This window comes from Nocardia niwae NBRC 108934 = DSM 45340 (genome assembly GCF_001613465.1).
GTDB classification, from domain to species: domain Bacteria; phylum Actinomycetota; class Actinomycetes; order Mycobacteriales; family Mycobacteriaceae; genus Nocardia; species Nocardia niwae.
Genome location: NZ_BDCK01000056.1, coordinates 23,257 through 42,139, shown reverse-complemented (window position 1 = coordinate 42,139; position 18,883 = coordinate 23,257). Strand labels below are relative to the sequence as shown.

The 18,883-nt window shown below is 66.8% G+C and carries 18 protein-coding genes and 1 pseudogene; 10 read left to right on the top strand and 9 right to left on the bottom strand.

Annotation, left to right across the window (positions count from 1 at the left end; all coding sequences use genetic code 11):
- Positions 1-720 precede the first annotated feature (720 nt).
- Both NNI01S_RS35055 and NNI01S_RS31540 read left to right on the top strand, forming a co-directional pair.
- On the top strand, positions 721-945 hold the full coding sequence (locus tag NNI01S_RS35055; protein WP_157115125.1) for a hypothetical protein: 225 nt from the start codon (positions 721-723) through the stop codon (positions 943-945).
- Positions 942-1,244 carry a hypothetical protein gene (locus NNI01S_RS31540; RefSeq protein WP_063024968.1) on the top strand — a complete coding sequence of 101 codons (303 nt, stop codon included), beginning with the start codon at positions 942-944 and terminating at the stop codon, positions 1,242-1,244. Before NNI01S_RS35055 ends, NNI01S_RS31540 begins: the two co-directional genes overlap by 4 nt.
- 150 nt (positions 1,245-1,394) lie before the next feature.
- Here the strand turns inward: NNI01S_RS31540 and NNI01S_RS31535 are convergent, their stop codons facing one another.
- The 3 genes from NNI01S_RS31535 to NNI01S_RS36720 form a co-directional block, all read right to left on the bottom strand.
- Positions 1,395-1,832, bottom strand: a complete 438-nt coding sequence (locus NNI01S_RS31535) for a hypothetical protein (protein WP_157115124.1) — start codon at positions 1,830-1,832, stop codon at positions 1,395-1,397.
- Between the two features lie 105 nt (positions 1,833-1,937).
- Positions 1,938-3,194: an aspartate aminotransferase family protein gene (locus NNI01S_RS31530; RefSeq protein ID WP_063024965.1), complete on the bottom strand. Its 1,257-nt coding sequence runs from the start codon at positions 3,192-3,194 to the stop codon at positions 1,938-1,940.
- A 45-nt stretch (positions 3,195-3,239) separates the two neighbouring features.
- Complete coding sequence (locus NNI01S_RS36720; RefSeq protein WP_439956161.1) at positions 3,240-3,425, bottom strand: aldehyde dehydrogenase family protein; 186 nt, start codon at positions 3,423-3,425, stop codon at positions 3,240-3,242.
- Between the two features lie 50 nt (positions 3,426-3,475).
- Here NNI01S_RS36720 and NNI01S_RS31520 point away from each other — a divergent pair.
- Positions 3,476-3,778 (top strand): annotated as a pseudogene (locus tag NNI01S_RS31520) (class I SAM-dependent methyltransferase); the annotation flags it as partial.
- On the opposite strand, the gene NNI01S_RS31515 reads toward NNI01S_RS31520, so the two are convergent.
- From NNI01S_RS31515 to NNI01S_RS31505, 3 genes are read right to left on the bottom strand one after another with little or no spacing between them, the layout of a single operon-like run.
- Positions 3,753-4,466, bottom strand: a complete 714-nt coding sequence (locus tag NNI01S_RS31515) for a hypothetical protein (RefSeq protein WP_063024959.1) — start codon at positions 4,464-4,466, stop codon at positions 3,753-3,755. The pseudogene NNI01S_RS31520 and the gene NNI01S_RS31515 overlap by 26 nt on opposite strands.
- Complete coding sequence (locus tag NNI01S_RS31510) at positions 4,466-5,539, bottom strand: alpha/beta hydrolase (protein WP_063024957.1); 1,074 nt, start codon at positions 5,537-5,539, stop codon at positions 4,466-4,468. The genes NNI01S_RS31515 and NNI01S_RS31510 overlap by 1 nt, the downstream gene beginning before the upstream one ends.
- Positions 5,536-7,068, bottom strand: coding sequence for a flavin-containing monooxygenase (locus tag NNI01S_RS31505; protein WP_063024952.1), 1,533 nt, complete (start codon positions 7,066-7,068; stop codon positions 5,536-5,538). Before NNI01S_RS31505 ends, NNI01S_RS31510 begins: the two co-directional genes overlap by 4 nt.
- Before the next feature lie 331 nt (positions 7,069-7,399).
- On the opposite strand from NNI01S_RS31505, the gene NNI01S_RS31500 reads away from it, so the two are divergent.
- From NNI01S_RS31500 to NNI01S_RS31470, 7 genes are all read left to right on the top strand, one after another.
- Positions 7,400-8,497 (top strand): alcohol dehydrogenase catalytic domain-containing protein, encoded by a 1,098-nt coding sequence (locus NNI01S_RS31500; protein ID WP_063024950.1) that lies wholly within the window; start codon positions 7,400-7,402, stop codon positions 8,495-8,497.
- A gap of 37 nt (positions 8,498-8,534) precedes the next feature.
- Positions 8,535-9,959 (top strand): APC family permease, encoded by a 1,425-nt coding sequence (locus tag NNI01S_RS31495; protein ID WP_063024949.1) that lies wholly within the window; start codon positions 8,535-8,537, stop codon positions 9,957-9,959.
- A gap of 43 nt (positions 9,960-10,002) precedes the next feature.
- Entirely contained in the window at positions 10,003-11,040 is a 1,038-nt protein-coding gene (locus NNI01S_RS31490; protein ID WP_084489447.1) for a dihydrodipicolinate reductase, read from the top strand.
- Complete coding sequence (locus tag NNI01S_RS31485; RefSeq protein ID WP_063024945.1) at positions 11,037-12,584, top strand: AMP-binding protein; 1,548 nt, start codon at positions 11,037-11,039, stop codon at positions 12,582-12,584. The genes NNI01S_RS31490 and NNI01S_RS31485 overlap by 4 nt, the downstream gene beginning before the upstream one ends.
- A gap of 48 nt (positions 12,585-12,632) precedes the next feature.
- On the top strand, positions 12,633-14,069 hold the full coding sequence (locus tag NNI01S_RS31480; protein WP_063024943.1) for a gamma-aminobutyraldehyde dehydrogenase: 1,437 nt from the start codon (positions 12,633-12,635) through the stop codon (positions 14,067-14,069).
- Between the two features lie 36 nt (positions 14,070-14,105).
- On the top strand, positions 14,106-14,969 hold the full coding sequence (locus NNI01S_RS31475; protein WP_063024941.1) for a phytanoyl-CoA dioxygenase family protein: 864 nt from the start codon (positions 14,106-14,108) through the stop codon (positions 14,967-14,969).
- Between the two features lie 81 nt (positions 14,970-15,050).
- Positions 15,051-16,289 carry a PucR family transcriptional regulator gene (locus NNI01S_RS31470; protein ID WP_439956160.1) on the top strand — a complete coding sequence of 413 codons (1,239 nt, stop codon included), beginning with the start codon at positions 15,051-15,053 and terminating at the stop codon, positions 16,287-16,289.
- Between the two features lie 16 nt (positions 16,290-16,305).
- Here NNI01S_RS31470 and NNI01S_RS31465 read toward each other — a convergent pair whose 3' ends face one another.
- From NNI01S_RS31465 to NNI01S_RS36260, 3 genes are all read right to left on the bottom strand, one after another.
- Positions 16,306-17,670 carry an NAD(P)/FAD-dependent oxidoreductase gene (locus tag NNI01S_RS31465; protein ID WP_063024938.1) on the bottom strand — a complete coding sequence of 455 codons (1,365 nt, stop codon included), beginning with the start codon at positions 17,668-17,670 and terminating at the stop codon, positions 16,306-16,308.
- 462 nt (positions 17,671-18,132) lie between these two features.
- Positions 18,133-18,345 (bottom strand): transposase, encoded by a 213-nt coding sequence (locus tag NNI01S_RS31460; protein WP_169813050.1) that lies wholly within the window; start codon positions 18,343-18,345, stop codon positions 18,133-18,135.
- Positions 18,323-18,664, bottom strand: a complete 342-nt coding sequence (locus NNI01S_RS36260) for a winged helix-turn-helix domain-containing protein (RefSeq protein ID WP_245676456.1) — start codon at positions 18,662-18,664, stop codon at positions 18,323-18,325. The genes NNI01S_RS31460 and NNI01S_RS36260 overlap by 23 nt, the downstream gene beginning before the upstream one ends.
- Positions 18,665-18,883: the final 219 nt, after the last annotated feature.

Below are 18,883 nucleotides of genomic sequence, written 5' to 3'. Positions count from 1 at the left end.
CACATGGTCCAACATCGCCGATACCGCCGATATTGTCAGTCTATCTTGTGCGTCTACGTCCGCGTGAAGAAGCTCTCATGGCCACGACTTGAGAAAGTGGATCGTATCAGTCGTAGGGACAAGCCGTTTGACTCGGTGACAGCAGAGTTACTATCCGCTGCATCAGAAGCTCGCTACGACCAACACTTCCCACGTGCTCGTCTGCAGGCATTACCGAACCAGCAAAATGCACCCGAACGGGTGTCTTACAGGCATTGACGTGCACCAAGACCGGACGCAATGCTTTACGCGTGGCAAGTAGACAAGATTGCGCACCGTATACCAGCGAGGACTCCCCCGAATCGACGCCCGACCAGAGCAGTCCACTCCGGGCGGGCACTCGGTCGCTGGAGCGTCTGCAGCTGTCCATCGGCACCGGGCGTACTGCTCAACACCCCTGCAACGCAACGCACTTCAGCAAATCCGCAGCAGAAGTCGTCTGCCTCAGAGGCGTGTCGGAAGAAGGCCAAAAACGAGAGAAATGTGTATGGTGATGGCATATGCACACTAGCCGTGCACAGCTGCTGCAATTCCGGTGTACGACTCCCCCTCCGGACACGAAAAAACACGCATTCAGTGCATTTATGCACTGAATGCGTGTTTTTTGTTGCTCCGAGTGTGTGTTCTCGCACATGTTCCGGCCTTTTCTGCTCTGTTTCAGGGCATGGATGCCCTGTTGGGGTGTTTGAAGACTTGCCCGGACACATCCGCGAAGTCGGCAAGCGGTCGCCGGCATCGGACCGTGCCCGATGGGGTTTGTATCGGTTGACCAGGCTTCGGGGTGCCTGGATGCTGGAAGAGCGCTACCTGTCGGTGGCAGCGCTGCGGGGGATTCATTCGATGATCTCGGTCGACGAGGAGACGCGTGAACTGGCCAGTCGATTTCCCGAATGTACGGTGGCATGAACTCCAAGTCCGCCGATCCCGTCACCGACCGGCAGCCGGTGTTCCGCCCGTTCCGCAAGCCGGGACCACCTGTCGCAGACGAGGACGCTGCTGCGTTGTACTACACGGTGACCACCATCGGCGGCAACGGTCGCGTAGCCGACAGCTCGCCACTGAAAAAGCTTGGCTGGCAAGCGGATCAGGCTGTGGCGATCGAGGTGGTCGATAAGGTGATCGTCGTGACCGAGTGCAGCGACGGACCCTATTCGGTGACATCCCAGCATCATCTGCATCTGCCCGTTGAAGTCCGCCGCTCCTAACGCATCCAGTCCGGTGACCGGCTACTGGCTGTCGCCGCACCCGAACAACGACTCCTGGTGTTCTATCCGCCCACCAGCATGCATCTCACGCTGCGCCGCCAACACCGGCACCTCCCGACTCCGCTGGGGCCGGGCCATCGCTCTAGGCGATCAACCGTGCATGACGACCTCGAGACGGGAAGCGTCGGGGAAATGAGCACTGAGAGTGGTCAGCTCGATCGCGATCCATCCCGGGCCGGGGGCGAAGGATATCGAGTTGGTCTCGTTGTGGAACATGTGCCGCGAGACGCTACCGACCCCGCCACTGTTCAGATTGCGCCAGCTGACGACCGCGACCAGCGACGACCCGCATCCGGCACTGCCGGTGCCTGCGATGTCGTTGGTCTGGTAGCCGATGGAGACCTGGTTGCTGTCATCGAAGATGTTGGCCTTGGCGTCGATGGTCGTCGCGCACAGGCCGCCATCGAACTGCGCGAACAGCGTCGGCATAGCGGTGTGCGACTCCGCTGAGGCCGGCGCAGCTTGAAACAGGAGCGCGCTACCGACGACGCCGCTAGCGAGGACTGAAACAAAGGTAGGAGCTTGCATAGTGTCCTTTCGAGGTTCAGATTCTACGCGACCGCCTTCCTGCCCGAGCTGTACGACAAGCGGCTCGCGCCCGTTGTCGCCCGGCCGGTCACGCTCATGCCGAATTCAGTGCATCGAAATGACTTGGGAGAGTGCCGCGGCCGTTGCCTCGACGTCGGCGGTGGTGTGCGCTGTGCTGAGGAATATTTTACCGGAAGGCATGAACAGGAAACCTTGCCGCAGCATCCCTTCCGTGATCGTTGTCCAGAGCCCGCCGGTGCCATGGAGTCCGGTGGTCCCGCCCGCGGGGACGTATTGGAGGAGCGAGCCGACGCGGTTGAAGCTGCCGCTGCCGGGAACCGAACCGAGAACAGCGCCGACGACGGAGTCGAACTCCGCGGAGATCGTCTCGAGTGCCTCGTAGACATCGGGGTCGGCCAGTACGCGCATCGTCGCCTCGACGGCTGCGAGCGCGATGGGGTTGGCGTTGAAGGTTCCGGCGTGGATGACGCCGTTGGTCACCTGGTCGACCAGTTCCGCTCGGCCGACGACGGCGCTCTGGGTGAATCCGCCGGCCATCGCCTTTCCGTAGACCGCCAGGTCGGGGAGCACACCGTATTTCTCGGCGGCGCCGCCACGTGCGATCCGGAACCCGGCGATCACCTCGTCGAAAACGAGGACGACGCCGTGGCGGTCACAGAGATTTCGCAGCGTGGACAGGAACTCCGGCGCGGGCGCCTCGACACCGGCGTTGCTCATCACCGGGTCGATGAGCACCGCCGCGATGTCGCGTTCGACGGACTCGCGCAGGAGACGCTCGGCCAGATGGACGTCGTTGAAGCGCGCCACGACCAGATCGTCCAGAACGCTGGGCGACTGGCCTTTGCTGCCTGGGCGCGCGGGTCGGTCGCTGTCGTCCTCGGCCATCCCGGCGTACACGGTGTCGTGCCAGCCGTGGTAGCTCTTGGCGAACTTGAGGACGCGGCGCCGCCCGGTCGCGGCTCGGGCGAGCCGCAGGGCGACCTGCACCGCTTCGGTTCCGGTGTTGCTCCACAGCAGCCGCTCGCCATGCGGTACGGCTTCGAGAACCGCTTCCGCGGCGAGGTATTCGAGGGCGTGGCCCGTGCCGACGACCTGCATCGTCGTCGCGGCCTCTGACACAGCGGACAGGATGCGCGGATCGCTGTGTCCGAGCACGAGCGGGCCCCAGGCCATCACGTAGTCGACGTAGCGGTCGCCGTCCAGGTCCCAGATGTGCGCGCCCCGCGCTTCTCGCACGAAGAGCGGATGGGGACGCATCGCGGCGCGCAGGCCGGACCCCACGCCGCCGCCGACGCTGCGGCGGGCTCGTTCGAATGCGGTCCGTGAGGATTCCAGGGCCATGGGATGACCAGCGCCTTTCTTCAGGAGCCTGGCAGGCTTGGGATTTCAGTACTTGATCACCGAGCGGACGCCGATGCCGCGCTTCCTCTCGTCGGCGACCCGTATCGCCTGCCCGGGGTCCGTGGTGAACACATGGGAGCCAATGCCGTACGGAGTGCTGTTGGCCAGCTCGATGGCCTCGGCTTCGGAACAATCACCCTCACCCTTGCCGAAACGCTCGCACTCGACCACCACACCGTCGTCGACGTTTCCCCGGCGTTCCAGTCCACCGTGAACAAGCGCGCCACCGCAGGATTCGCAGTGGAACGGTGCCCGGCGACTTCCGCCACCTCCCGATACCTGACACCACGTTTGATGTGCTCGTGGCGACGTTCTGCCTCTACCACTCCACACGGCCCGCCGATGTCGTCGCCGAGATCGCCCGCTGCCTCGTACCCGGCGACCGGACGCTTCTGGCCACCGAATCGGTCGACAACCACCGCGAGATCGACCACCTCATGGTCGACACCAAGGCTATGACCCCGACGACCCCGCCGTTGTCGAGCGCATGTTGGCTGGTCAAGCGATTGATCCCCGTCGAATGACGTCTTCCGTAGCCGATGTGCGCGCGTCCACCTGCGCGTTGAACCGTTCGAGGGCGAGATAGCCGCGCGAGAAGGTCACGATCATCAGTGCCCAGATCGTCAGCGAGATGATGTAGAACAGCGTGTGATCCGCGTCGTCGCCGGGGATCGGGAAGTAGTCGTAGATGATGGCCACATAGGCGCCGAGCGCGGCGCCCAGCGCCAGCCATGTCGCGTTGCTGTGATCGCCCGCGCGAAACAGCTTCGGCACCATGTAGACGAACATGAACAGCGCGGCGGCGAGGTTCATCACGAGGTAGAAGATCGCCCAGCTCGGTTCCACCGCTCGGGGCTCGAGGGCACGGTTGAGGCCCACCGCGATGCCGGCCGAGATGGCGAGGGCCTCCACCACCCAGGTCGGGCGATATCGGTGGGTCACCGCCATCATGCCGAGGATGAGGATCACCGTCATACCGAACGAGCGGGAGAAGGCGTCGAAGAAGACCATGACGTGGTAACTGAGGCTCTCGTGGTCCACGTTGATCGCGGCGAGGTACAGCACGTTCACGCCGGACACCGCCATCACGACCCATTCGAGACCGAGTAGGAAGTTGCGGAAGCCGCGGAGCAACTTGATGCCGTAGTAGAAACCGGCCCCGACCATCGCGAGGTCGGCGAGCAGGACGAGAATCATGCGGGGGGTGCTCATCAGAACTCCTCGAGTGCGGTACGGACAGCGTCGGTGACCCGATCGAGCGCAGCGCGGGCCGTGGGGCTGATGCGCGTCATCGAGACATAGCCGTGCACCAGGCCGCTCTCACGGAAGACGCGTACCGGGACTCCGGCCGCCTCGATGCGCGCGGCGTACGCGAGCGCCTCGTCCCGGAGAGGGTCGAAACCGGCCACGGTGATCAGCGTCGGAGGCGCGCCGGACAGGTCCTCCGCGAGCATCGGCGAGACCCGCGGGTCGAGTCCGTCGATCCGGTCCGGCAGGTACATGTCCGTCAGCCAGTCGATCTGCTTGGCCGACAGTGCGGTGCTGCCGGCGAACTCCGTCCTCGATGCGTATTTCCCCACCGCGTCCACGACCGGGTACATGAGCACCTGCAGGAAGGGCCGGACCTGCTCGCCCGCCACGATGTTGGCCAGCACGGCACACAGGTTGCCGCCGGCGCTGTCGCCGAGCAGCACGATCCGTGCGGGGTCGATCCCCCACTGGGCGCTGTGCTCGACGGCGAACCGCCAGGCGGCGACCGCGTCGTCGACAGGCCCGGGGAACGGGGATTCCGGCGCCAAGCCGTACTCGACCGAGAGCACGTTGACGCCCGCGCCGTCGGCGATCAAGCGGGCGGGCACGTCGTAGTCCTGCCTGCTGCTCAGGACGAAACCTCCGCCGTGCAGGAACAGGACCAGGGCATTCGAGGGCGCCGCCGACCGATACATGGTCGCGCGCAGCCCGGTCGGCATCACGATCTCGGGCTCGACACGCACGCCCTCGGGTGCTTTGTCGGCGAACACCCGCGAGTCGTTCGCGACGATCGCGCGCGCCTGTTCCGGAGTGCCGTCGCTGAAGTCCGGTGCGCCTGCGGTGGCCTTCAGCAGCAGCGCGATCTCGGGCGCCATTACGTCGCCGTCGGCGTTGACCACCCGAGGCGCGATCCGGCGGAGCAGACCGCCGGGGATGCTGCCGAGCGCGGTGAACGCGGCGCGCTGCAGCCGCTCAGCAATGCTCAGCGCGACGGGCGCCTGTACGGGCGCGGGAGCCTGCGCGGTCACGGTCATGGCCGTGCTTCTTCCACGACGGTGCGGTCGCTGAGCTCGCGCTCGAGGCGGGAGCTGAACCGGAGGTTCTGATCGATCACGGAGCCGCGATACATCTTCCGGTCATCGAGAAAAACGTTCTCCGTCTTCCAAGGCATGACATCGCCCTGGCGCGGCAGATCGTTCTTGGCGCGCTGCATGTAGCCCGAGTTGAGGTCGAGCATGGAGCGGGTTCCGACGCCTGCGGGTGCGTGCGGGACGGCGGTGTCGTAGCCGTGGGTGTCCATGTGGCGCAGCAGCTCGATGATGCTCTTGCCGAGCAGTCCGATCTTGAGCGTCCAGGACGACTTGGTGTAGCCGATCGCGTTCATCCAGTTCGGCACGCCGGAGAGCATCATGCCGCGGTACACCACGGTGTTGGGCAGGTCGACGGGGCGCCCGTCCACGGTGAGGTCGATGCCGCCGAAGAGGCGCAGGTTCAGCCCGGTCGCGGTGACGATGACGTCGGCGTCCAGGTGCTCGCCGGACTCGAGTTCGATACCGGTGGCGGTGAACCGGCGAATGCGGTCGGTCACGACCGAGGCGCTACCGTCGCGGATGGACTTGAAGAAGTCGCCGTCGGGCGCGAGGCAGAGGCGCTGCTCCCACGGGTTGTACGGCGGGTTGAAATGCTTGTCGACGTCGAAATCGGCGGGCAATTCCTTGACGTTGACGCTGCGGATGTAGCGGCGGGAAGCGTTCGGGAACCGGGTCAGCAGCTCGACAATGGTCCAGTCGATGAAGATGTTCTTCCACCGGGTGGCCAGGTAGCCGCCGCGCTCGCCCAGCAGGCGGGTGAGCTTGAGGCTCAGGGCGTCCACCCGCGGCAGCGTCAGGATGTAGGTCGGCGTGCGCTGCAGCATCGTGACGTGCGCGGCCGCGCCGTCGCCCTCGAGCATCGACGGGATCAGCGTGATCGCGGTGGCGCCGCTGCCGATCACCACGACCTTCTTACCGGAGTAGTCGTAGCCCTCGGGCCAGTGCTGCGGGTGGATGATGTCGCCGGTGAAGTCCTCGCGGCCCGGGAACTCCGGGGTGAAGCCCTTCTCGTAGTCGTAGTAGCCGGTGGCGCCGAACACCCAGCCTGCCCTGATGACCTCGCGGCGCATGGTGCCGTCGGTCTCCGTCACGTCGACGTTGAGCAGCCACTGGGCGTCATCGCTCGACCATGCGGCGGAGACCACCTTGTGCCGGTAGCGCACGCGATCGGCGAGGCCGTACTCCTCGACGGTCTCCTCGAGGTAGTCGAGGATCAGCGGGGCGTCGGCGATCGCGTTCTCGTCCTTCCAGGTCTTGAACTCGTAAGCGAAGGTGTGCAGGTCCGAATCGGAGCGAATGCCGGGGTACTTGAACAGGTCCCACGTGCCGCCGATGGAATCGCGCCCCTCGAGGAGCACCACCTTCTTGTTCGGGAACTCCTGGGTGATGTACGTCGCGGCGCCGATACCCGAGATCCCTCCACCGATGATGACGACGTCGAAATACTCCGGGCCGGGTGCTGTGTTGCTCATCCTTCGCTGCCTTCCTGCGCCGAGCGCGTCGTGAGGTGTTCAGGTTGCCGGTCCGAATGTGGGCCACACCACATCGAATCTCAGCGTCTTGTGGGGCGCAGTGGTGGAAATCTCACCCCTCCCGGCTCGCGCCGCACGAGGACTGGTGCGCGGAGTGCAATCTGCACCGCTTCGCCGCGCAAGTAGCTGAAACATGCTGTGGCCGATCCGCCCACCGAGCCGTCACAGTGAGATCCACGCCACATCGTTTCAGCAGCTGAGCCGCCCTCCCATGACGGAACGCGTTGTGTGCGGTCCCGCCAATCACGTTGCCCAACAAAGGAGTCGAGCCATGCGCGCCGCACTGTTCACCGACGAGGACACATCCGTCGAGATCACAGACATCGACCTCGCAGCGCCCTTGCGCAACGAGGTCCGCGTCGAGATCGCGGCGGCGGGGGTGTGTCACTCGGAACTGCACCTCGTCCGAGGTGAGTGGGAGGTCCCCGCGCCCCTGGTGCCGGGTCACGAGGGCTCGGGTGTGATCACCGAGGTCGGCCCGGGTGTCACTCACCTCGCCGTGGGCGACCACGTCGTGCTGTCGTGGAACCCGTACTGCGGGGAGTGTCGCGAATGCCTCGCCGGCCGGGAGACCCGCTGCCATCAGGTTGCGACGGTCATCAACGCCACTGGCAGCCTGCTCGACGGAACCAGCCGGCTCAGCCGCGGTGGGCAGCGCGTCAACCACTACCTCGGAGTGTCCTCCTGGGCCGAGGAGGCCGTCGTCCCCGCGACCGGCGCGATCAAGGTCCGCACAGACGCGCCGCTCGAATCCATCGCGCTGGTGGGCTGCGCCGCCGCCACCGGCGTCGGCGCTGTCGTCAACACGGCCAAGGTGACAGCGGGAGCCACCGTCGCGGTGATCGGCTGCGGCGGAGTCGGACTCAACATCGTCCAGGGCGCCCGCCTGCAGGGTGCGGAGCGGATCGTCGCCGTCGACCTCTCCCCCGAACGGGCCGCGCTCGCGAAGACCTTCGGCGCCACTGACGCGATCGGCCTCGATGGTGCGGACGCGGTCGACGCGTTGCGCGACCTGATGCCCGACGGGGTGGACTTCGCCTTCGACGCGATCGGGCATGTGACCACCACCGAGGCCGCGATCCGCGCGCTCGGCCTGGGCGGTGCCGCCGTCGTCGTCGGACTCCCGGCCGCGGGCGCCACGGCCTCCTTCGAGCCCCTCGCGCTCGCCGAGATGGACGCGCGGATCCTCGGTTCCAACTACGGCAGCATCCGGCCGCAGTTCGACATCCCGAAGCTCGTCGACCTGTACATGACCGGGGAACTTCTCCTCGACGAGCTGATCACCGCCCGCAGGCCGCTCGACGAGGCGGCGCAGGCTCTGTCGGATCTCGCCAGCGGTGCCCAGCTGCGCCAGTTGCTGATCCCCTGACCGCGGCAGTGCGGCGAACCATCTCATGAGGGAAGACATGATCACCGGGACCCACGAGAACGCTGCGTCAGAGCGTCCGGGCCGCCTTCACGGCAATCTCGGCGTCCTCTCGATCTCGCTCATCATCATCGCGGGCGCGGCCCCGCTCTGCGTCGTCGGAGGGCCGATGGCACTCGGGCTCTCGCTCGGCAACGGGGCGGGCCTCCCGGCGGCGTACCTCGCCACGCTCGCCGTGCTCCTCCTCTTCGTCGTCGGATTCACCACCATGATGCCCTTCGTCCGATCCGCGGGAGCCTTTTACTCCTACGTGCACGCGGGGCTCGGCCGGGTGGCCGGGATCGGCACCGGCTACCTGGCCATGCTGTCCTACACATGCATCTACATCGGGCTGTACGTGCTGCTCGGGATCGGCACCGACGCGATGGTGAGGTCCTACGGCGGCCCCTCGATGCCATGGTGGGTGTGGGCCGCGGTCGGGCTGGGGATCATCGCATTCCTGGGCCACCGGAACGTCGAGGTGTCGGGGAAAGTGCTCGGCGTCCTACTGGTCGCGGAGGTCAGCCTCGTCGTCGTGCTGAACGCCTCGATCATCCTGCGCGGCGGCGGACCGGAGGGACTGTCCGACGGCGCCGTCTCCCTCGAGGATGTCTTCAGCGGCGCGCCCGGTGTGGCTCTCATCTTCGCCGTCCTCAGCTTCATCGGCATCGAGGCAGCCGCCGTGTTCCGCGACGAGGCGAAGGACCCCGTGCGCACCGTCCGCCGGGCGACCGTCGTCTCCGTGACCGTCGTCGGCCTGTTCTACACGATCAGCTCGTGGTCGGCGATCAGCGGGATCGGTGACAGTCAGGTCGTCGCGGCCGCCACCGCCGATCCCGAGGGACTGCTGTCGTCGGTCGCGCTGCAGTACCTCGGCCGGGTCGGCGCGGATCTGATCGTGCCCCTGTTCGTCACCAGCACCTTCGCCGCGGCCCTGACCTGGCACAACATCCTCCCCCGGTACACCCTCTCGCTGTCGTCCCGGGACCTGCTTCCACGGCGCCTGGCGGCGGTTCACCCGAGACACGATTCACCGCATCGCGGTTCGCTCGCGGTGACAGCGACGATGGTCGTCGTCGTGGTGCTCGCCGTCGCGATCGGCCTCGATCCGATGAGTCAGCTGTACACCTGGACCTCAGGGCTCGGCTCGGTCGGATACGTGATCCTGCTGGTGCTGACGTGCTCCGCCGTGCTGGCCTACTTCCGCCGTAAGTCCCACGGAACCTCCGCCTTGCGGACCCTGGTCGCACCCCTGCTCGGCCTCGGCGGACTGCTCGTGATCCTGGCGGCGATGCTGCTCGATCTCGACCTTCTCGCGGGAGCCGAGCAGAGCGTCTCGGTCACCATCATCGTGCTGCTCGTCGGCTCCCTCGCCCTCGGACCCGTAGTGGGACGCCTCCGACCGACCGCCGGAACGCTGGAGTAGCCGTCGCCGACTCCGGCAACCATTCTCACCGAAGGACAAGACCTTGACTCACACGATCGTCATGGTCGGCCTCGGCGCCACCGGGCTCGCCATGGCCGAATCCCTCCTGCGGCGCACCGACGTGCAGATCGTCGGTGCGGCCGACCGGAATCCCGCCGTCGTCGGCGCCGACCTCGGTACCCTTGCCGGCCTCAGCGCGAGCGGGGTCACCGTCATCGACGAACCCTCCCGTCTTCCCACGGCCGACCTGGCCATCGTGGCAACGACCTCGGACCTGAGCCTGGTCGTGGACACCCTCATGCCGTTGCTCGAACGCTCGTACAACGTGATGAGCATCTGCGAAGAATTGTCATACCCGTGGTCCAGCCACCCGGATATCGCCCGCCGCCTGGACGAGACCGCGAAGGCCCACGGCGTCACCGTCCTCGGTACGGGCGCGAACCCCGGCGTCCTGATGGACACACTCCCGCTCCTACTGACAACACTGACCCAGCACGTCGAGCGGGTCGTCATCCGCCGCCGGACGAACATGTCGCGCTACGGCGCGATCCTGTCCAAATTCGGCCTCGGGCTCACGCCGACGCGATTCGACGATGCGCAGGCCTCCGGGGCGGTGGTCGGCCATTACGGCTTCGAGCAGGCCATCAGCGCGCTCGCCGCCGGTCTCGGCTGGTCGCTCGACGCGATCGTCGTCGGCCGGGTCTCCCCCGCGATAGTCAGCGACACCGTCCGGGCCGGAGACCACGTCGTCATCGAGCCCGGTGGGATCGCCGCCGTCACCCACGCCGCGCGCGGCACGGTGGGCGGTCGAACGGTGATCGACCTCGAGATCATGTTCGGCTTCTTCGACGGCAGCGACCCGGTAAGGGCGGGCGACGACTACCGCATCGAGGGGGCCGACCAGGTGATCGAGCTGTCCTCACCCGTCGGGTTCGAGTCGTTCGTGAGCACGATTGCGGCAGCGGTGAACGTCGTGACCGCGGTCGTCGACGCTCCCCCCGGCTTCCTCTCCATGGGCGACCTCCCGGTCGCGCGGATCGCGTCGAAGGGCACCCACCTGGCCGAGGCGGAATCGCTGTGACACACGCGTTCTCCGCGCTGACTCCGGTGCGATTCCTCGACCGCGCAGCATCCGTCCACGGCGAGCGGACCGCTGTCGTCGACGGCCCGCGCACGCTCACGTACCGCGGGCTGCACGACCGCTGTCGCGGTCTCGCCGGCGCTCTCGTCGACCGCGGCGTCCAGCCGGGCGATCGCGTCGCGGTGCTCTCGCACAACACCCTCGAAATGCTCGAAGCCCACTACGGGGTCCCCTATGCCGCAGGCGTCCTGGTGCCGCTCAACGCCCGGCTCAGCGCGACGGAGATCGCCTTCATCCTCGATCACAGTGGGGCGCGGGTACTGATCGCGACCGACCCGTTGACCTCGCTCGCGCTCGAGGCTGTCGCGCTGACCCGGGGTCGGATGACGATGGTCGCCGGTGGTGAGGAGTACGAGACGATCGTGTCCTCCGGTGCGCCGGTGGACATCTCGTCGCACGACGAGCTCGCACCGATCGCCATCAACTACACCTCCGGTACCACAGGGAAGCCCAAGGGCGTGGTGTACACCCACCGCGGCGCCTATCTGCAGTCCGTGGCGATGGCCTTCCACTCGGGCATGGACCTCAACTCGGTCTACCTGTGGACTCTGCCCATGTTCCACTGCAACGGGTGGTGCTTCACGTGGGCGGTGACCGCAGCGGGAGCGACCCACGTCTGCCTGCCCAAGGTCGAAGCGGACGCGATCTGGGAGGCGATCGACGATGCCGGAGTCACTCACATGTGCGCTGCGCCGACCGTCATCTCGACCATCACCTCGGACCCTCCGACGACGATCTCGCCCCGGAGAGTCTGGGTCGCCACCGGCGGCGCCCCACCCGCACCCGCACTGCTGGCGCGGGCCCGCCTCTGCGGCCTGGACGTCACCCACCTATACGGCATGACCGAGACCTACGGGCCCGCTGTGATCAACGAGTGGGACCGTGTGTGGGACGCGGCGCCGGAGGCCGAACGCGATCGCCTCAACGCGCGCCAGGGCGTCGGCAACATCATCACCGGCGGCGTCCGCGTGGTGAACGAGGTCGGCGGTGACGTGCCCGCCGACGCGACGACGATCGGCGAGATCGTGCTGCGCGGGAACAACGTCACCGCCGAGTACTACCGCGACCCCACGGCCACAGCGGCGGCGGTGCCCGATGGATGGTTCCGGAGCGGGGATCTCGCCGTTCGACATTCCGACGGGTATATCGAGATCCGCGATCGCGCGAAGGACCTCATCATCTCCGGCGGGGAGAACATCAGCTCCATCGAGATCGAGAGCGCGATCCTCGAGCACCCCGCGGTCCTCGAGGCCGCGGTGGTCGGTTTTCCCCACGAGCACTGGGGCGAGCGCCCCGCGGCGTTCGTCTCCCTCCGCCCGGGCGCGGAGCTCAGCAGCGGCGACCTGCGCGCCCACCTGCTCGATCGCCTCGCGAAGTTCAAGGTCCCCGACCGGATCGAGTTCGCGACGCTCCCCAAGACCGCCACGGGAAAGATCCAGAAGTTCCAGCTCGAGCAACAGCTGATCGCTCACCCGCCGGGCTGAGTTCCGCCAGCCACCTCACCCCACCGCATCCGACAACAGGAGATCACCATGCTCGACCCCAGTGCCTACAGCGCGAAGAACCTCATCAACGGCGAACTCGTCGCCGCCGAATCCGGACGGCTGCTCGATGTCCTGGAACCCGCGACCGGCGAGGTCCTGGCCCGGGTTCCTGCCAGCGGAAAGGCGGACGTCGACGCGGCCGTGACCGCAGCCGGGCAGGCGTTCCGCTCGTTCCGGCGCACCACCCCGGGCGAGCGTGCGGAGATGCTCCTGACCCTGGCGTCCAAGATCGAAGAACACGCCGAGCACATCGCATTGCTCGAGTCCCGCAACGTCGGCAAACCCCTCCCGGTCGCCCGCGACGAGGTGCCCTTCGTGGTGGACAATCTGCGATTCTTCGCGGGTGCGGCGCGGACGATGGAGGGACGCGCGGGCGGTGAGTACCTGCGCGGCTACGAGTCCTACGTGCGGCGCGAGCCGATCGGCGTCGTTGCCGGCATCGCACCGTGGAACTATCCGCTGCTCATGGCGACCTGGAAGTTCGGTCCGGCCCTCGCGGTCGGGAACTGCAGCATCCTCAAGCCCTCCCGCCAGACCCCACTGACCGCCCTCTACGTCGCCGCGCTCGCACAGGACGTCTTCCCGGCTGGTGTGTTCAACGTTCTGTCGGGGTCGGCGTCGGACATCGGCGACCACCTGGTCTCCGATCCCCGCATCGGCCTGGTCTCCCTGACCGGCGATACCAGCACCGGGCGGCACATCGCCGAGGTGGCCGCGTCGCACGTCGCGCGGACGCATCTCGAGCTGGGTGGCAAAGCGCCGGTCATCGTCCTCGACGATGCCGATCTCGACGCGGTCGTCGCGGGCATCGCCACCGCCGGTTTCGCCAACAGCGGCCAGGACTGCACCGCGGCGTGCCGGGTCATCGCCACCCCGGGGATCTACGACCGGCTGCTCGAGGCGCTGGTCCCCGCGGTCCAGGCGATCCGGGTCGGCGATCCCCATGCCGGGGGCGACATCGACATGGGTCCGCTCATCTCGGCCGCGCACCGGAAGTCCATCCTCGACGTCCTCGCCAAGACCGACGGCACCATCCTGACCGGCGGCAAGGCCCTGCCCGGCGACGGCTTCTTCCTCGAGCCCACGGTGGTGGCGAACCCGAGCCAGGCGGACGTGCTCGTGCAGGCGGAGCAGTTCGGCCCCGTCGTCACCGTGCAGCGTGCGGCCGATATCGACCAGGCCTTCGAGTGGGCGAACGACGTGGAGTTCGGCCTGGCGTCGTCGATCTGGACGCAGAACCTCCATCACTCGGCACGCGCGGCACGCGACCTCGACTTCGGCTGCGTCTGGGTGAACGACCACATGCCCGTCCTCTCGGAGATGCCCCACGGCGGGTTCAAACAGTCCGGATACGGCAAGGACATGTCGATCTACGCGCTCGAGGAGTACACCCGCGTCAAGCACGTGATGACCAAGACGGACTGACAGCCTCAGATCCTCACCAGTAGAAGGGAACACACCATGACATCGATCGATGCGACTCTCCAGAGGGTCAGCAACACCACGGACATCGCCGAGATCCGAGAGATCGTCGATCGCGACGGTGGCGTCATCATCGAGGGCCTGCTCACCCCCGACCAGGTCGCGCGGTTCAACGCCCAGATCGAGGAACCCCTGGCCGCGCTCACCCCCGGCGGGAAGCACGAGCTGGAGATCGTCAACGAGTTCCACGGCGCCAACACCAAGCGCCTGACCAACCTCGTCACGCACAGCCAGGTGTTCCGGGAGGAGGTGATCGACCACGACCTGGTGCACGCATTGTGCGAGGCGATCTTCCTCGAGGAGTCCGGTACGTTCTGGATGACCACCGCCCAGGTCATCGAGATCGGCCCCGGCAACCGCGCCCAGATGCTCCACCGCGACCTGGAGAACTGGTTCCCGTTCGTCGGGATGGGTCCCGCCGGCCCGGAGGTGACCCTCAACTTCCTCATCGCGCTGACCGACTTCACCGAGGACAACGGCGCCACCCGCGTCATCCCCGGCAGCAATCACTGGCCGGACTTCCAGGATCGCGGCACCCCGGATCAGACGGTCCCGGCCACGATGAAGGCCGGTGACGCACTGTTCTTCAGCGGCAAGACCGCCCACGGCGGCGGTGCCAATATCACGACGGACCAGTACCGCCGCGGGCTCGCGTTCGCCTTCAACCCCGGCTACCTGGTCGGCGAGGAGGCGTATCCCTTCCTCGTGGACCGGGAACTCGTGAAGACCCTGCCCGAGCGCGTGCAGCGCATCCTCGGCTTCCGGTCCCAGTATCCACTGGGGTCGCCCGGCCTCTGGCAGGTCGACTACCGCGAGCTCGGCGAGTACCTGGGTCTCGACTGACTCGTGCGGTCTGCGCGCCGCCCGATCGCCGGGGCGGGCGGCGCATACTCGTTGTCACGGCGAGCAATGGAGGTTCGTGGAATGACCGTGGCATCCGACGAGCTGTGGCCCGTGCCCTCCGACCGGGTGCGCGAGCTCTTCCGCGACGTCGCCGAGACCATGCTCGCCAGGCACACCGAGATTCTGGCCGACATGGAGGAGGCGACGCTCCGGGACCCCCGTTACCTGGCGATCTCACAGGACCCCGTGCTGGCCGAGTCCAGCGACCGCGTCGGCGTCTTCGCACTCAAGAGGTGGCTGACGTCGAACATCGCCGCACCCGGCGTGCGGGTCCCGCCACCGGACAGTGAGGAGACGCGTACCTACGCGCGCAACGTCGTTCTCCGCGGCCTCACCACCGACGAGGTCACCTCGTGGCGGGCCGGACAGTACGTCGTGTGGCGGTGGTGGCTCGCCGAATGCTTCAGGGTGGCCGGTGATCTCGACGAGCTCGAGTCGCTCGTGGCGGTCTCGGCCTGCTCATTGACCACCGCCGTCGACGACGCCATCGCGGCACTCGCACAACAGGTCGACGAGGTCCGCGAGGAGTTCGCGGGCGGCGCGCAACTTCAGCGCTACGCAACCGTCGAATTGCTGCTGCAGGGTGCCGACATCGCGCCGGCGAGGGCCGAGGCCCAGCTGGGATACGCGCTGACCGGCTCGCACATCGGCGCAGTCGTGTGGACGGATTCGGAGCGCAACGCGCACGCACTCGACGCCGCGAGCGAGCAGTTGATGCGGGCCTGCGGCGCGGGAAGTCGACTCACCGTTGTGGCGGGGACTTCTGCGCAGTGGCTGTGGATTCCGGCGAAGACCGTACCACCCGCGGCGGAGCTCGAGGAGATATTCAGTCGGCACCCCCGCGCTCGCGTAGCGCTCGGCCGCGCGGCGTCGGGTACCAACGGATTCCGGCGAACGCACCTGGATGCCGCGGCAGCGCAACGCCTTCTGTCGCGGCTCCGCTCGAACCTCACCGTGATCCGTTACGAGGACGTGCAGATGATCGACCTGATGTCGGCCGATGTCAGCCAGCTCGATCAGTTCGTCACGGATGTCCTCGGCGACTTCGAGGCCGCGAGCCCGGTCCTGCATCAGACGGTGCTCACCTACGTCGAGGAAGGCCTCAACCGGTCGAGTACCGCGGAGCGGCTGTTCACCCACCGCAACACGATCGACCGGCGTCTCGCCCGCGTCGACGAACTCCTCCCCCGCCCCTTCGCCGACCGGCCGACCGAAGTCGCGACGGCGTTGACAGTCCTCCGGATCCGCGGCACGGCCTGACCCCGACGCCGCCTACTCAGCGCTTCGCGCGTCCTCGGCGACGTAGCTTCCGCCGCGCCAGCGTCCCGCTGCCGCTGAAGAAGTCGCTGATCCGGTCCACGCTCCAGGTGAGCCGGATCATGAACGGACTCAAGAGACGCGCCATCGATGCCGGGTACTTCGGGACGTCCGACCAGATGCCTGCGAGGTCCTCCGGCATCTCGTCGTCGACGATGTAGTCAGCGATCATCTTGCCCACGTACGGCACCTGACAGAGGCCGTGGCCGTTGCAGGCCATCGAGTAGTAGATGTTGTTGCCTACCTGACCGGCGACAGACAGCCAGTCGGCGGTGATGCCGATCCAACCGCCCCAGGCCCGCGCGATGGACACGTCGGACAGCGTCGGGAATCGGTCGGACAGGTCGGCCGCCATGTCCTGCACGAGGCTGGGGGACGGAACCCGATCCGGGAGCGGGTAGCTCAGGCCACGCTCCGGGCGGCGGACTCCGCAGACGATGGTGTTGCGCTCGGTGAGCCGGTAGTGGGTCATGAGCTGGTGCTGGGTGATGATTCCGGACCGGCTGGTCCAGTCCAGTTCGGCGATCCGCTCGGGCGCGATGGGTTCGGTCTCGATCTCTATGACGTACATCGGCACCGAGAGGTTCTTGGGTGTGATGTCCCATTCGCCGGAGTATGCGTTGGTCGCGAGCACCACCTTGTCGGCCCGCACCGTGCCGTTCGGTGTCGTGAGCTCGACGATGCCGCCCACCCGCCGGACGTCGCTCACCGGCGACTCCTCGAAGAGCTTGACCGACGAGTCGAGAACGGCGCGCCGCACACCGCGAGCGAGCTTGCCCGGGTTCAGCATTCCGCCGATGGACTCTCGCATGCCGCCGACGAAACCGGCCGGAAGGCCGAGCTGCTCACTGGTGCCGACGGTCCCCTGCCCACCGGCGGCGCGCAGGATCGCCGCCTGCGTGCGGACCCTGAGCATCATGATGGGAGAGACCGCACCCCACACCAGACCGTTCGCCACGTAGTCGCAGTCGATGTCATGAGTCTTCATGAGATCTTCCACATAGTGGCCTGCGTGCTCGGCCAGCTTGGCCATGATCGGGAGCTTGCTGCCGGAGAACAGGCCGAGCATCCGCAAGTCGCCACCCGGCGCCCCGGCGATCTGACCGCCGTTGCGCGAGGCCGCGCCATAGCCGCAGAACTCGGACTCCAGCAGGACCACGTCCTGGCCGCGCTCGGCGAGGCGCAGCGCGGTCGCCATTCCACCCATGCCGCCGCCGACGACGGCGATGTCGCAGGTGAGGTCGCCGTCCAAGGCGGGCCGTACATCGTCCGGTCGATCGATCCAGCCGGTGAAATTACTGTACCTGGTGGTGTCGGTTCTCATGCTGTCCTGATCTCCCTCGAATAGTGGGTATGACGGTGCGGCGGAAGCCTCCCTGAGATCACGTAACCGGGTCCGTTGTCGGTACACGAACTCTTCCTCCACTATCGCCATCCCTTCATAGGGCCACCATGGTGAGTCGTGGCGTGTTGGCGAGGATCGCGGTGCGAATTGCACACGTGTCCGGCTCGCTACCCCCGAGGGGCACAACCACAGCGAGCCCTGCCACCGCGCCGCACACCCCACCGATCCGGGTGGTTGCGCGCGGCCTACTTCACTCGGTGCGGCGCCAGACGCTGCACGCGGCCATTTCCGCTGACGAACTCTCAGTCGGTCCGGGAATGCGCGCCGGATTCAGGACCAGTCCAGCCGATGGCCCGGTTCGACACAGATGATGGGGACATGTCGACGCTCTTCGAAATGTGGATCTGGCAAGCTTTCCGTGATTTCGGCGGGCTGGATGGTTCAGTCGCTGAGCAGGATTCGTTTGCGGAGCAGGTCGAGGTTGGTGCGCCCGAACATCTGGCGTTTGATCATTTTGATGCGGTTGACGTGGCCTTCGACCGCGCCGCTATTCCGTTCCATGCTGAGTCCTGCGGTAGCGGCGTCCTGGTCGCGGCGTAGACCGCGAACGAAAGAGTGCAGGGCGGGGTGGTTATCGGCGTCGACGGCCTTCATCCAGGTTTCCAGGTCGCTGCCGCGTCGGTGACGCATCATGTCGGCGAATCTGCGGATATGGCCGGCCAGCGTCGCCAATTCGGGGCTTGTCGACGAGCTTCGCGCGGTACAGCCCGCTGAGGGCCCACCCGATCCGGTTGTCAGCGCGCCCCTGCCCCGACGGCAGCACCTCGGCCCGCTGCTCGGCTGTCAGCCCGACATGATCCTCCACCGCCGTGTGCAGGTCGCGCTTACGCCAGATGTGGCCGTCGGCGAGGACTTCCAGCACCGCCGTGAGAAAGCCCGACCACACCGGCATAGCCGACACCGGCGCGGTCACAGCTCGCCTCGGAAGACGCGGGATTGGAGGGATGCGAAGAGGGAGTCGAGTTCAGCGAGTATGGTGCGGTGGCACACACCCATCGACATGACGCTTTCCAGGGTTTGCACCAATTGATCCTAACTTCTGTTGACGGCACCAGAATTGGCTGCTCTTACCCGACTCGGTATTCCGGCAGTGCTCTATATTTGTCGATCAGACGGTGAGGGCGGAACGGTA